We start from the raw sequence: 12,301 nt of genomic DNA, 5'->3' as shown, positions 1-12,301 counted from the left end.
GATCTGATGGAATCAGATCACCCGCTCTCGTCTTTTGTTTTCGCGCGCGTTTCATTCCGAAAACCGGTTCCCACTTTTCGGAACGCGCTCGCTCAGCTTGGGTCCCCGCTTTCGCGCGGATGAGCGGATTTGAAAAGGCTTCCGAGAAAAGCCATCACGCTCCAAGGCGATCCAGGATTGCGATCTGCCGTCCCGCCGCACCCCCAACACTTAACAGTTCTGTGTATGTTCTGTTGATGGTTTGTGCATGCAAGTCACGAAGCGGTGCGACATCTTTGTTTTCACGGCTAAATGGCCGTTGGTGTCATTGTTTCCCAGTTCATCCCATGTTAACCCAGTTTGGTCACGGGCGAGCGGATTTCGCGGGCTGGCGTGGGTCGCAAGGGGTTTGGCGGGGTGTTTCTCTCGACGTTCGAGAAGCAGGTGGACAGCAAGCGGCGCATCGTTGTGCCGCAGGATTTCCGCGCCGCCGTCTCGGGCCCGTTTGACGGCGTGGTCTGCTTTCCCTCCATCGAGTTCGACTGCCTGGAGGGGGGCGGCAAGGCCCTGTTCGACCGCTATCTGGGCGTGATCGAGGAGCTGGAATTTGGCGATCCGGTGCGCTCGGCGCTGGAGACCAGCGTGCTGGGCGGCATGGCCAGGCTGTCGTTTGATACAGCTGGTCGCATTACCTTGCCCGACCACCTGTGCGACATGTTCGGCCTGAGTGATTGGGTGACGGTTGTGGGTATGGGTGAGCGTTTTCAGATCTGGTCGCGGGAAGCCTTCCAGGCCCACCGCGCCGCGCAGCGCGAGTTGGCCCGCGAGGGGCTGGCGGCCATGCGGGTTTCGCAGCGCACCGCAAGGCTGGGCGGCGCATGACCGAGGTTGCTCCCCATATCTCCGTCCTGCTCAACGAGATCGTTGCCGCCCTGGCTCCCAAGCCGGGCGAGACGATCATTGACGGCACCTTCGGCGCGGGCGGCTATACCCGCGCCATCCTGGCCACAGGCGCCAGCGTGGTCGGCTTCGACCGCGATCCGACCGTCCTGCGTTTCACTGAAGGCCTGCCGGGCGATCGCTTTCGCCTGATCCAGGACCGCTTTTCGCAGATGGCCGAGCATTTCGCGCCGCAGTCGGTGGATGGCGTGGTGCTGGATATCGGCGTCTCGTCCATGCAGCTGGACGAGGCCGAGCGCGGCTTTTCGTTCATGCGCGACGGCCCGCTGGACATGCGGATGAGCGACACGGGGCCGACGGCGGCCGACCTGGTCAATGATCTGGACCACACCGAGCTGGCCCGCATTCTTTATGTGTATGGCGAGGAGCATGCTTCGCGCCGCATCGCCAGCTTCATCGTGCGTCGTCGCGAAGAGCGCCGGTTCGAGCGCACCCTGGACCTGGCCCATGTGATCGAGCGCGCCCTGGGCGGCCGCAAGGGCGCCAAGGTGCATCCGGCCACCCGCTCGTTCCAGGGCCTGCGCATCGCGGTCAATGAAGAGCTGGCCGAGCTGGAAGCCGGCCTGGCCGCCGCCGAGCGCATCCTCAAGCCGGGCGGTCGCCTGGCGGTGGTGACCTTCCACTCGCTGGAAGACCGCATTGTCAAAAACCATTTGGCGCAGCGGGCCGGGCGCACGCCGGGCGGCTCGCGCCACCTGCCGCAGGCCCCGGCCGGGGCACCGTCCAGCTACGAGCTGATCGCCAACAAGGCCATCGCGCCCGGCGAGGCCGAGCTGGCGGTCAATCCGCGCGCCCGTTCGTCCAAGCTGCGCGCCGCCATCCGCACGACCGCCCCGATCTGGGAGGCCGCCTCGTGAGTCTCTCGGACCTGTTCAATCGCCGGGTTCGCGGCTTTCGCGTGGTCGAGGTGGTGGGTCTGGGCGTGCTGCTGACCCTGGTCACCGCCGTCTATCTGGCCAAGACCGTGGCCGGCAAGGAACGCAACGAGATCGCCCGCATCGAGCGCGAGATCGAGGACGAGAAGGGCCGCAAGCGCCTGTTGCAGGCTGAGGTCGCCCATCTGGAGCAGCCCCGCCGGATCGAAGCTCTGGCCGTGGCCATGGGGCTGGTTCCCATTCCCGCCGAGCGCGAGACCACCGAGGATGCCCTGGTGGATGTGGCGCGCAACATGGCGCCGGCCAAGTCTGTGGCCCTTGTTCAGACTCCGGTCGCGCCGGGTGCCCTGGCCGCCGACGCGCCCGAAGCCGTGCCCGACGATGCGGCCCCCGCCGCGCCGACCGCACCGGCCGCGCCCGGAGCGCTGCGATGAGCCTGGCCAATCTGGGACCCAGCGGCTTTCAGCCCGGTGCCTGGCGCTGGCTGATCGAGCGCGTCTGGCGGCTGGAGCACGCCTTCGAGCGCTCGCGGGCGGCGGCCAAGCCGGAAGACGACACCCGCATCCGCATCTTCTTCATCATGGCGATCTTCGGCCTGTGCTTCATCGGCCTGGCCGTGGGCGCGGGTAGTTCGGCGCTGTTCTCGAACGCCGGGCGCGGCAATGGCTACATGGCCTCGACCGAGGGCGCGCGAGGCGATCTGGTCGACCGCGACGGTCGCCTGCTGGCCGTCGACCTGACCCACTACACCCTCTATGTCGATCCCAAGGATGTCTGGGACAAGGCCGAGGCGCGCCGCCTGCTGGCCAGGGCGCTGCCCCAGGTGCCGGCCAAGCGGCTGGACAAGGTGATCTATGGCGATCGCCGCACCTTCCTGCTCAGCGGCCTGACGCCCGAGCAGAAAGACGCGATCTTCGACCTGGGCCTGCCGGGCGTGTCGTTCGAGGCGCAGGGCCGGCGGATGTACCCGCTGGGCGCGACGGGTGCCCATCTGGTCGGCTTCGTCGACAGCGGCGGCAAGGGCCTGGCCGGCGCCGAGGGCGCGCTGGACAAGGCGATCCTCAGCGCGGCGGCCGTTCCCGGCGGCAAGGTCGGCACAGCCACGGCCCTGTCCATCGACGTGCGGGTGCAGGCGGCGCTGGAAGACGAGCTGCGCAAGGCGGCGCTGGAGTTCCAGCCCAAGGGCGCGGTGGGCGTGGTGACCAATGTCCACACCGGCGAAATCCTGGGCATGGCCAGCTATCCCGACTTCGATCCCAACAAGGCCGGCGAGGCCACTGACGACCAGAAGCTGAACCGCGCCGCCGCGTCGGTTTTCGAGATGGGCTCGACCTTCAAGGCCTTCACCGTCGCCATCGGGCTGGACACCGGCGTGGCCACGCCGACCTCCACCTTCGACGCGCGCGAGCCCTACAAGCTGGGCTATCGCACCATCCACGACTATCACGCCGCCAGGGCTGTGCTGAACCTGGTCGAGGTGTTCCAGCACTCGTCCAACATCGGCACCGCCAAGCTGGCCGTGGGCGTGGGCGCCAAGCGACTGAGCGAGTACTTCGCCCTGCTGGGCCTGACCAAGCCGGCCAAGGTGGAACTGCGCGAGTCGGCCCGGCCCCTGACCCCCAAGGTCTGGAACGAGGACGCCGTGGCCTCCACCTCGTTCGGGCACGGCATGAACGTCACGCCCCTGGCCCTGGCCGAGGCCATGGGGCCGCTGCTGAACGGCGGCACGCGTCCGCCGCTGACCATCCTGAAGCTGGCGGACGGCGTGCGTCCCGAAGGCCCCCGCGCCCTGACGGAAAACACCTCGCGCGAGATGCTCAAGATCATGCGCGCCAATGTCGCCGATCCCATCGGCAGCGGTGGCAAGGCCGACGTTCCGGGCTATTCGGTCGGCGGCAAGACCGGCACCGGCGAGAAGTACGATCCGGCCATTCGGGGCTACAACCACCAGCGGCAGGTCTCGTCGTTCGCGGCGGTGTTCCCCACCGACGGCCCGGTCGAGGCCGACCGCTATTTCGTGCTGATCCTGCTGGACGAGCCCAAGGGCAATGCCCGCACCTTCGGGTTCTCGACCGGCGGCTGGGTGGCCGCGCCGGCTGCCGGCCACGTGATCGCCCGTATCGCGCCCTTCCTGGGAGTCCAACGCAAGATTGAAGCCGTCGTGCTGCCAAGCCAGCCCAAGGCCGCCCCGGGAGCGGGACTATGAGCAAGCGTCTTTCCGAGATTCTGAACCGCGCGGTCGAGGCCGATCCGGTCATCACCGGTGTCACCGCCGACAGCCGCAAGGTCACGGCCGGCACGCTGTTCGCCGCCCTGCCGGGGACCAAGGTTGACGGCGCGACCTTTGCGCCGGGCGCGATCGCCGCTGGCGCGGCTGCCGTACTGGGCCCCGTCGGACTGGAAGACTTCGCCGTGCCGACCATCAAGGTCGAGGACCCGCGCCGGGCCTACGCCCTGGCCTCGGTGGCGTTCTGGGGCGCCCAGCCGGCGACCTGCATCGCGGTGACCGGCACCAACGGCAAGACATCGGTCGCGGGCTTCGCCCGCCAGATTTTTGCCGCGCTCGGGCATAAGGCCGCCAGCATGGGCACGCTGGGCGTGGTGGTGAGTGAAGCGGGCCAGCCCGACCAGCAACTGACCCCGCCGGGCCTGACCACGCCCGACGCCGCCGATGTGGCCGAGATGATGGCCCGTCTGGCCGCCGATGGCGTGACCCACCTGGCGGTCGAGGCCTCGTCGCACGGGGTGGACCAGCGCCGGCTTGACGGCGTGACCCTGAAGGCTGCCGGTTTCACCAACTTCACTCAGGATCACCTCGACTATCACGGCTCGATGGAGGCCTATCGCGAGGCCAAGCTGCGCCTGTTCGACGCCCTGCTGCCGGTGGGTGCCACGGCGGTGCTGAACGCTGACAGCGAGGCCTTCGCCCTGTTCGCCGCCACGGCCGTCACCTCGGGCCAGAGCGTCGTGTCGGTCGGCGAGGCAGGGCAGGGCCTTCGTCTGCTCAGCCGCACGCCCACCCCGCAGGGCCAGACCCTGGTGGTCGAGGTCGTGGGCGAAACTCACGAGATCGCCCTGCCGCTGGCCGGCGCCTTCCAGGCCAGCAATGTGCTGGTCGCGGCGGGCCTGTGCATCGCGACCGGCGAAGACCCCGCCGCTGTACTCAAGGCGCTGGAGAGCCTCGAAGGTGCGGCCGGGCGGCTGCAGCGGGTCGGGCGCGGCGCCAGGGGCGGCGAGGCCTATGTCGACTATGCTCACACGCCCGATGGGCTGGAGACGGTGCTGGAGGCCCTGCGTCCGCACACCGCCGGCAAGCTGATCGTGGTGTTCGGGGCCGGCGGCGACCGCGATCGCACCAAGCGGCCGCTGATGGGCGAGATCGCCGCGCGCCTGGCCGATGTGGCCATCGTCACTGACGACAATCCGCGCTCTGAAGAGCCCGGTTCGATCCGCGCCGCCATCCTGGCCGCTGCCCCGGGCGCGAGCGAGATCGGCGACCGCCGCGCCGCCATCCGCGCCGCCGCCGCCCAGTTGGTCGAAGGCGACGTGCTGGTCGTGGCCGGCAAGGGTCATGAGCAGGGCCAGATGGTCGCGGGCGTCAACCACCCCTTCGATGATGTGGCCGAGACCCTGGCTGCGCTGGAGATGGCAGATGTCTGAGCCCCTCTGGACCTCGCAAGAGATCGCCGCCGCCACGGGCGGTCAGGCCACCGCCGACTTTTCCGCCACCGGCGTCTCCATCGACAGCCGCAGCATTGAGCCCGGCGACCTGTTCGTGGCGCTGACCGGCGTCCGTGACGGCCATGAGTTCGTGGTCCAGACCAATGACAAGGGCGCGGCCGGGGCTCTGGTCTCCAAGCCCGTGGCCGTGCCGGCGGTGCTGGTCGAGGATACCTTCCGGGGGCTGGAGCGGCTGGGCGAGGCGGCGCGGCTGCGCGCGCCCCAGGCCCGTCGCGGCGCGATCACCGGCTCGGTCGGCAAGACCAGCGTCACCCGCGCCGTCGAGGCCGGCCTGCGCCTGGCCGGCAAGGCCCATGCCTCGGTCAAGTCGTACAACAACCATATCGGTGTGCCCCTGACCCTGGCCCGGATGCCCCGCGACACCGAGCGCGCGGTGTTCGAGGTGGGCATGAACCACGCCGACGAGATCACGCCCCTGTCGCGGTTCATCCGCCCGCACGCGGTGGCGATCACCACCGTCGGCCCCGTCCACCTGGAAAACTTCGCTGACGGCGAAGCGGGCGTCGCCCGCGCCAAGGCCGAGATCTTTGCCGGTCTGGAGCCGCAGGGCGTGGCGGTGCTGAACGCCGACAATCCCTGGTTTGGACTGCTGCAGGCCGAGGCCGAAAAGGCCGGCGCGGCGGTGTGGAGCTTTGGCTCCTCTGCCGACTGCACCGCCCAACTGACCGGCTTTGACGTCCACCCCGGCGGTGCCACGGTGTCGGTCGTGCTGCGGGGTGAGGCCTTCAGCTTCCCGATCCTGCAGACCGGCGTCCACTGGGGCCCCAACAGCCTGTGCGTGCTGCTGATGCTGGAGGCGCTGGGCGTCTCGCGCGAGATCGCCCTGCTGGCCCTGGCGACCTTTGAGCCCATCGAGGGGCGCGGGGCCGAGAAGACCGTCGCCATCGACGGCGGCGCCTTTACCCTGGTGGACGAGAGCTACAACGCCAATCCACTGTCGATGCAGGCGGCGCTCAAGACCCTGGGCGCACGCAAGGTGGCCGGCCGTCGCATCGCCGTGCTGACCGACATGCTGGAACTGGGCGAGGGCAGCGCCCGTTTTCACGCCGATCTGGCCACCCCGCTGGATGCCGCCAAGGTCGATCTGGTTTTTCTTGCAGGCGTCCACATGAAATCGCTGTGGGAGGCGCTTCCGCCGACTCGGCGTGGCGGCTACGCGGAAGTTACTGAAACGTTAACGCCGCTTCTGACCGCGCAGATCGCGCCGGGCGATGTGGTGATGGTGAAGGGGTCGAACGGCTCCAGGGCCGGGGTCGTCGCCCGGGCCCTGGCGGCGCTGGATCTCGGGGATCGGGGCTGATGCTGTACTTCCTCTATGAATGGCTGGCGCGCGGGCAGGAGCACGTGCCGCTGCTGAACCTGCTGAAGTATCTGACCTTCCGCACCGGCATGGCCATGCTGACGGCCTATATCGTGGCCGTGGCCATGGGCTCGCGCTTCATCCGCTGGATGAAGGCCAAGCAGGGCAAGGGCCAGCCGATCCGCACCGACGGCATCGCCCGCCATGTTCTGGAAAAGTCGGGCACGCCCACCATGGGCGGTTTCATGATCCTGGCCGGGCTGTTCGTCAGCGCCCTGCTGTGGGCCGATCTGCGCAACATCCATGTCTGGGTCGTGCTGCTGATCACGGGCAGCTATGGCGTGCTGGGCTTCATGGACGACTATGCCAAGGTCACCAAGCAGACCACGGCGGGGCTTTCCAGCGGCCAGAAGCTGGTCGCCCAGTTCATCGTCGCCATCCTGGCGGCCGTGCTGCTGATCCTGGCCGCGCCCAAGTCGCCGATGACACCGGGCATGGAAACCAGCGTGGTCTTCCCGTTCTTCAAGTCGCTGGTGATCAATCTGGGCTGGTTCTATGTGGCCTTTGCCGCTGTGACGATCGCCGGCTTCTCCAACGCCGTGAACCTGACCGACGGGCTGGATGGCCTGGCCATCGTGCCGGTGATGATCGCCGCCGCCACCTTCGGCCTGATCACCTACCTGGTCGGCAACTACAAGTTCGCCGACTATCTGAACCTGCATTTCGCGCCGGGCGTCGGTGAACTGGCCGTGCTGTGCGGCGCGATCATCGGCGGGGGCATGGGCTTCCTCTGGTACAATGCCCCGCCGGCCAAGATCTTCATGGGCGACACCGGTTCGCTGGCCCTGGGCGGCGCGCTGGGTGCCATCGCCGTCTGCGCCAAGCACGAGCTGGTTTTGGGCATTGTCGGCGGCCTGTTCGTGGCCGAGGCCCTGAGCGTCATGATCCAGGTCGCCTACTTCAAGAAGACCGGCAAGCGGGTCTTCCTGATGGCGCCGATCCACCACCATTTCGAAAAGCTGGGCTGGCCGGAATCCACCGTCGTGATCCGTTTCTGGATCGTGGCGATGATGCTGGCCTTCGTTGGCCTCGCCACGCTTAAGCTGCGCTAGGGAGCCGGATCATGATCCCCGTCCGTGGTTTCGAGGGCAAGACCGTCGCGGTGTTCGGCCTGGGCCGCACCGGCCTGACGGCGGCGCGCGCCCTCGTCGCGGGCGGCGCCCATGTGGCCCTGTGGGATGAAAAGCCGGCCAGCCGCAAGGCCGCCGAGGCCGAGGGCTTCAAGCTGGTCGACCTGCGCGGCGCTGACTGGAGCCAGTTCGCCGCCCTGATGCTGTCGCCCGGCGTGCCCCTGACCCATCCCCAGCCGCACTGGACGGTGAAGATGGCCAAGGACGCCGGCGTCGAGATCCTGGGCGACATCGAGCTGTTCGCCCGTACGGTCAATGCGGCCCCGGCCCACAAGCGGCCCAAGATCATCGCCATCACCGGCACCAACGGCAAGTCCACGACCACGGCCCTGATCGGCCACCTGTGCGCCAGCGCCGGCCGCGACACCCGCGTCGGCGGCAATATCGGCGCGGGCGTGCTGGGCCTGGACGACATGCACGGCGGCGCGGTCTATGTGCTGGAACTGTCGTCCTACCAGCTGGACCTGACCAGCAGCCTCAAGGCCGACGCCACGGTGCTGCTCAACATCTCGCCCGACCACCTGGACCGGCACGGCGGCATGGAAGGCTATATCGCCGCCAAGCGCCGCATCTTCCTCAACCAGGGCAAGGGCGACACCGCCATCATCGGGGTGGACGATCCCTGGTGCCAGCAGATCTGCACCGAGATCACCGCCGCCAACCGCCGCACCATCTGGCCGATCAGCGCCGGCAAGGCCATGGGCCGGGGCGTCTATGCCCTGCAGGGCGTGCTCTATGACGCCACCGGCGACCGGGTGACCGAGATGGGCGATCTGCTGCACGCCCGCAGCCTGCCGGGCCGCCACAACTGGCAAAACGCCGCCGCCGCCTTCGCCGCCGTCAAGGCCATCGGCATCCCCGCGCAAGACGCGGTGGACGGCCTGATGAGCTTCCCCGGCCTGGCCCACCGCATGGAAACCGTCGGCAAGATCGGCAAGGTCCGCTTCGTCAATGACAGCAAGGCCACCAATGCCGACGCCGCCCGCCAGGCGATGAGCAGCTATCCCAAGTTCTACTGGATCGCCGGCGGCGTGGCCAAGGCCGGCGGCATCAAGGACCTGGCCGACCTCTTCCCGCGCATCGCCAAGGCCTACCTGATCGGCGAAGCCTCGCTGGACTTCGGCCAGACCCTCGACGGCAAGGCCCCGGTCCGCCACTGCGCCTCCCTGGAGATCGCCACGGCGGCAGCCTATTCCGACGCTTTGGATTCCGGTGAGGACGCGATCGTGCTGCTGTCACCGGCCTGTGCGTCGTTTGACCAGTTCACGGACTTTGAAGCGCGCGGAGAGGCGTTCCGCGCGGCGGTCGAGGGGCTGAGCCGGATTGGGGCGAAGGCGGGGTAGGGGGGTATCTGCGGCAGGAGATCCCTGCGGCGTGCCCTGGTCCGCTGAGTGTGTCGCCCAATCTTGTAAAATCTAGGGTTGCCAAGCGTCGCCGATGACGCCTAGCTTTTGACCATGCTCAAATTCCCTGCTCTGGCGCTTGCTTCAACCTTGCTGCTTGTCCCGGTGTTGGCTCAAGCCGCTCCAGTGGTCGTCGACCGGTTCTATTGCGGAGAGCTGTCCAGCACGAGCCAGGAAACCCAGCTGAACTTCATTCGCTTGGGCGAGGGGATCGAGGATGCGACCTGGATGGGTGTGGTGCGCGCGCCGACGGTTCAGCCCGGCCCGCCTGCACTGGCCTGGTGCCGCGAGCGCATGGCCCAGGACGTCAACCCGGCCACTTGCCGGCAGGACGACAATCCCGCTGTGCCTAGCGGCGCGCTGAGGTTCAAGGTTGTTGAGACGCTCATCGGCGCTCCGGCCACCGAGGTCGAGGTATCGCCTCGCGCAGGGGTGAGAATCCTATTGAACACCGGCCTTGAGGGGCAGCCGGTGCCATCCGCTTGCCAGCAGGCCTTCCTAACCGACTCCAGCGGCGATCAGGCCTATTTTTCGCCTGCTATCGTGTCCCTGGATCCGCGCCGCGACTACGTCCTGTTACTCGAGCCTGCAGGCTATGAAGACCCGCTCGATCCTGTGGTAGAGCCCGGAACTGGGCCCCGGATTTGGGCTGCTGCCTTCGCTTTGGTGGAGCGACCTAGCCAAGTCCGCCGCGAGGTGCGCGCCGCCGTTAAGGCTTACAATCAATCTCTGGATGCCGCTGCTACAAAGCCATAGCTCTTGATCATTGGTTCTGCGGTCGCACTCGATACGAGCTTGGACCTAAGTTGGGGCATGAGCGCGAAGTTCCGAAAAACTGGCCATTCTGTCCTGACCTCAGCGGCTGCTGCCTTGACGCTTGTCGCCCTCGCCTCCTGTGGGGAAGCCAGGAATGAGCCGGCTGCGCCTGTGCGGGCGACTGATGGTCTTTGGACGTTTCATGCGCTGAACGGCAAAACAGGCCGTGGGCCAACGCTCCACTTAGGCGAGGCCATGTTTCAGCTCGAAGGATGCGGAAATCTGGTTGGCACCCTAGGCACCGGCGCCGAGCCCTCAGTCATGAAGGCCGTAGATGTCGCTCGCTGCAATGATGAAGAACGAGCACTTCATGATCGCGTGACTGCGATCATTGAGGCCTCCCCGACACTTGCCCTGGCCAATGACAGTGGTTGTCAGTTCGGACGAGCCGTCGAAATCAAGACTTCCGGTGACGTCGTCGTGTTCTGTAGAATGAATAGCTCTGAAGAATAGCGCGTTGATCCTTCTCCCCTTGCGGGAGAAGGTGGCGGCGAAGCCGGCGGATGAGGGGTCGATAGGCCTGTCGGGTCTGGCCGCATGGCAACCCAAACCACTCCCGTCATTCCCGCCCTTGTGGCGGGAACCCCTCTGTCCACCGCAGGTGCGGGAGGGGCGAAGTGCGCGCGCACTTCGCTGGCGCTTCACAGTTCGGCTGAAACAGGGGTTCCCGCCACAAGGGCGGGAATGACGGGAGGTTTCTGTTCTGGTATTGTTCTTCGTGTTGAAATGGAGCAGCGCCATGGTTCAGCGCGACGCCTGGATCGCCGTCTACATGATGACCGACCAATACCGGGGCACGCTCTACACCGGCGTCACGGGGCAGTTCTTTTCCAGGATCGTGCAGCACCGCGAAGGACAGCTGCCCGGGTTCACCAGAACCTACGGCCTTAAGCGTTTGGTCTGGTTCGAGATCCACGATCTGATGACCGAAGCTATCCAGCGTGAAACCTCGATCAAGCGCTGGCCGCGTCAGTGGAAGATCAACCTGATCGAGCGCGACAATCCACGCTGGGATGATCTCTATTCCGGCGTCTTCGAATGGACCCCTGTTCAGCGTCAGGTTTGAAGCCACAAACCACTCCCGTCATTCCCGCCCTTGTGGCGGGAACCCCTCGTGCCGCCGCAGGTGCGGGAGGGGCGAAGTGCGCGCGCACTTCGCTGGCGCTTCACGGTTCGGCTGAAACAGGGGTTCCCGCCACAAGGGCGGGAATGACGGTAGGATTTGGGGCTAGGAGCTTAAGCCACCCGCCGCATCCCTGTGATCAGCACCGGCGGATTGATCATCTGGCCCTTCATGCTGGGCGTGATCGCCACGCCGTCGGTCTTCGAGGCTAGGATCTTGCGGACCACGTCCATGCCCTTGACCACGCTGCCGAAGGCCGCGAAGCCGGGGTTGGTGCCCTTGGCGTCGAGATAGGCAGACGGGTCGGCGCAGATGAAGAAGTCGCTGGTGGCGCTGCCGGGTTCGTTGCGGGTCATCGAGATCGTGCCGGCCTTGTGGCGCAGGCCGGTCATCTTCGTGCTTTCGTGGGCGATCGGCGCAAAGCGGCGGCCCCGGGGCGAGGGGCCGGCCTGGATCGAGCCGCCGCCCTTGACGCCCTTGGTGCGCACGGCGCGATAGAAGGTGCCGCCGTCGAACTTTTTCCGGTCAACATAGCGCAGGAAGTTGGCGCTGGTGATCGGGGCCTTCTGGTCTTCCAGCTCGACCACGATGACGCCCAGCGCCGTCTCGATGGCCACACGGGGCTTGGCTCCTGCCGCGCGGGCGGGCAGGGCGCCGGCGGCCAGCAGACCTGCGGCGCCCAGAAGGCTGCGACGGGCGATCCAGTGGGCGGTCATGGGCGGGGCTCCTGCGGTTGGCTTGCGGCTATTCGTTGACCGCCGGCGCTGCCCCCTCAGTCGCTCCGCGACAGCTCCCCCAGAGGGGGAGCATCGGCTCGGCGTGATCCTCCCCTTTTGGGGGAGGTGGCCCGGAGGGCCGGAGGGGGGCAGCGCTGCGAGTCAATCCAAAGCGCAGGCGATGCTAGCCCAGCCGGG

The 12,301-nt window shown here is 67.2% G+C and carries 12 protein-coding genes and 1 pseudogene; 12 read left to right on the top strand and 1 reads right to left on the bottom strand.

Annotation, left to right across the window (positions count from 1 at the left end; translation table 11 throughout):
* The first annotated feature begins 396 nt into the window (after nucleotides 1-396).
* The 12 genes and pseudogenes from ACW179_RS20055 (at nucleotide 397) to ACW179_RS20000 (ending at nucleotide 11,330) form a co-directional block, all read left to right on the top strand.
* Nucleotides 397-861, top strand: a complete 465-nt coding sequence (locus ACW179_RS20055; protein WP_492061423.1) for a division/cell wall cluster transcriptional repressor MraZ — start codon at nucleotides 397-399, stop codon at nucleotides 859-861.
* Complete coding sequence (gene rsmH, locus ACW179_RS20050; protein WP_492061420.1) at nucleotides 858-1,796, top strand: 16S rRNA (cytosine(1402)-N(4))-methyltransferase RsmH; 939 nt, start codon at nucleotides 858-860, stop codon at nucleotides 1,794-1,796. The genes ACW179_RS20055 and rsmH overlap by 4 nt, the downstream gene beginning before the upstream one ends.
* A complete protein-coding gene (ftsL, locus tag ACW179_RS20045; RefSeq protein ID WP_492061416.1) occupies nucleotides 1,793-2,248 on the top strand; it encodes a cell division protein FtsL in 456 nt (151 codons plus the stop codon). The genes rsmH and ftsL overlap by 4 nt, the downstream gene beginning before the upstream one ends.
* Nucleotides 2,245-4,020, top strand: a complete 1,776-nt coding sequence (locus ACW179_RS20040; protein ID WP_492061411.1) for a peptidoglycan D,D-transpeptidase FtsI family protein — start codon at nucleotides 2,245-2,247, stop codon at nucleotides 4,018-4,020. Before ftsL ends, ACW179_RS20040 begins: the two co-directional genes overlap by 4 nt.
* The gene (locus ACW179_RS20035; RefSeq protein ID WP_492061408.1) at nucleotides 4,017-5,474 is read left to right on the top strand and encodes a UDP-N-acetylmuramoyl-L-alanyl-D-glutamate--2,6-diaminopimelate ligase; all 1,458 of its coding nucleotides are present in this window, start codon (nucleotides 4,017-4,019) and stop codon (nucleotides 5,472-5,474) included. The genes ACW179_RS20040 and ACW179_RS20035 overlap by 4 nt, the downstream gene beginning before the upstream one ends.
* The gene (locus tag ACW179_RS20030) at nucleotides 5,467-6,855 is read left to right on the top strand and encodes a UDP-N-acetylmuramoyl-tripeptide--D-alanyl-D-alanine ligase (RefSeq protein WP_492061404.1); all 1,389 of its coding nucleotides are present in this window, start codon (nucleotides 5,467-5,469) and stop codon (nucleotides 6,853-6,855) included. The genes ACW179_RS20035 and ACW179_RS20030 overlap by 8 nt, the downstream gene beginning before the upstream one ends.
* A complete protein-coding gene (mraY, locus tag ACW179_RS20025; protein ID WP_492061402.1) occupies nucleotides 6,855-7,967 on the top strand; it encodes a phospho-N-acetylmuramoyl-pentapeptide-transferase in 1,113 nt (370 codons plus the stop codon). The genes ACW179_RS20030 and mraY overlap by 1 nt, the downstream gene beginning before the upstream one ends.
* 11 nt (nucleotides 7,968-7,978) lie before the next feature.
* Complete coding sequence (gene murD / locus ACW179_RS20020; RefSeq protein ID WP_492061400.1) at nucleotides 7,979-9,388, top strand: UDP-N-acetylmuramoyl-L-alanine--D-glutamate ligase; 1,410 nt, start codon at nucleotides 7,979-7,981, stop codon at nucleotides 9,386-9,388.
* 108 nt (nucleotides 9,389-9,496) lie between these two features.
* Complete coding sequence (locus tag ACW179_RS20015; protein ID WP_492061398.1) at nucleotides 9,497-10,204, top strand: hypothetical protein; 708 nt, start codon at nucleotides 9,497-9,499, stop codon at nucleotides 10,202-10,204.
* Nucleotides 10,205-10,261: 57 nt separating this feature from the next.
* Nucleotides 10,262-10,717, top strand: a complete 456-nt coding sequence (locus tag ACW179_RS20010; RefSeq protein WP_492061396.1) for a hypothetical protein — start codon at nucleotides 10,262-10,264, stop codon at nucleotides 10,715-10,717.
* Nucleotides 10,718-10,778: 61 nt separating this feature from the next.
* Nucleotides 10,779-10,960: pseudogene (locus ACW179_RS20005) on the top strand (hypothetical protein); the annotation flags it as partial.
* Nucleotides 10,961-11,003: 43 nt separating this feature from the next.
* Nucleotides 11,004-11,330 (top strand): GIY-YIG nuclease family protein, encoded by a 327-nt coding sequence (locus ACW179_RS20000; protein ID WP_492061395.1) that lies wholly within the window; start codon nucleotides 11,004-11,006, stop codon nucleotides 11,328-11,330.
* 170 nt (nucleotides 11,331-11,500) lie between these two features.
* On the opposite strand, the gene ACW179_RS19995 is transcribed toward ACW179_RS20000, so the two are convergent.
* Nucleotides 11,501-12,103: a peptidylprolyl isomerase gene (locus ACW179_RS19995; protein ID WP_492061393.1), complete on the bottom strand. Its 603-nt coding sequence runs from the start codon at nucleotides 12,101-12,103 to the stop codon at nucleotides 11,501-11,503.
* Between the last annotated feature and the right edge of the window lie 198 nt (nucleotides 12,104-12,301).

This window comes from Caulobacter sp. AVps18, from assembly GCF_058681425.1.
Note: the sequence above shows the minus strand (reverse complement) of the source record. Positions and strands in the feature narration are given on the sequence as shown.

Coding starts and splice junctions, on each gene's coding strand:
- rsmH (WP_492061420.1), top strand. CDS start 858: ATGACCGAGGTTGCTCCCCATATCTCCGTCCTGCTCAACGAGATCGTT.
- ACW179_RS20040 (WP_492061411.1), top strand. CDS start 2,245: ATGAGCCTGGCCAATCTGGGACCCAGCGGCTTTCAGCCCGGTGCCTGG.
- ACW179_RS20035 (WP_492061408.1), top strand. CDS start 4,017: ATGAGCAAGCGTCTTTCCGAGATTCTGAACCGCGCGGTCGAGGCCGAT.
- ACW179_RS20030 (WP_492061404.1), top strand. CDS start 5,467: ATGTCTGAGCCCCTCTGGACCTCGCAAGAGATCGCCGCCGCCACGGGC.
- mraY (WP_492061402.1), top strand. CDS start 6,855: ATGCTGTACTTCCTCTATGAATGGCTGGCGCGCGGGCAGGAGCACGTG.
- murD (WP_492061400.1), top strand. CDS start 7,979: ATGATCCCCGTCCGTGGTTTCGAGGGCAAGACCGTCGCGGTGTTCGGC.
- ACW179_RS20010 (WP_492061396.1), top strand. CDS start 10,262: ATGAGCGCGAAGTTCCGAAAAACTGGCCATTCTGTCCTGACCTCAGCG.
- ACW179_RS20000 (WP_492061395.1), top strand. CDS start 11,004: ATGGTTCAGCGCGACGCCTGGATCGCCGTCTACATGATGACCGACCAA.
- ACW179_RS19995 (WP_492061393.1), bottom strand. CDS start 12,103: ATGACCGCCCACTGGATCGCCCGTCGCAGCCTTCTGGGCGCCGCAGGT.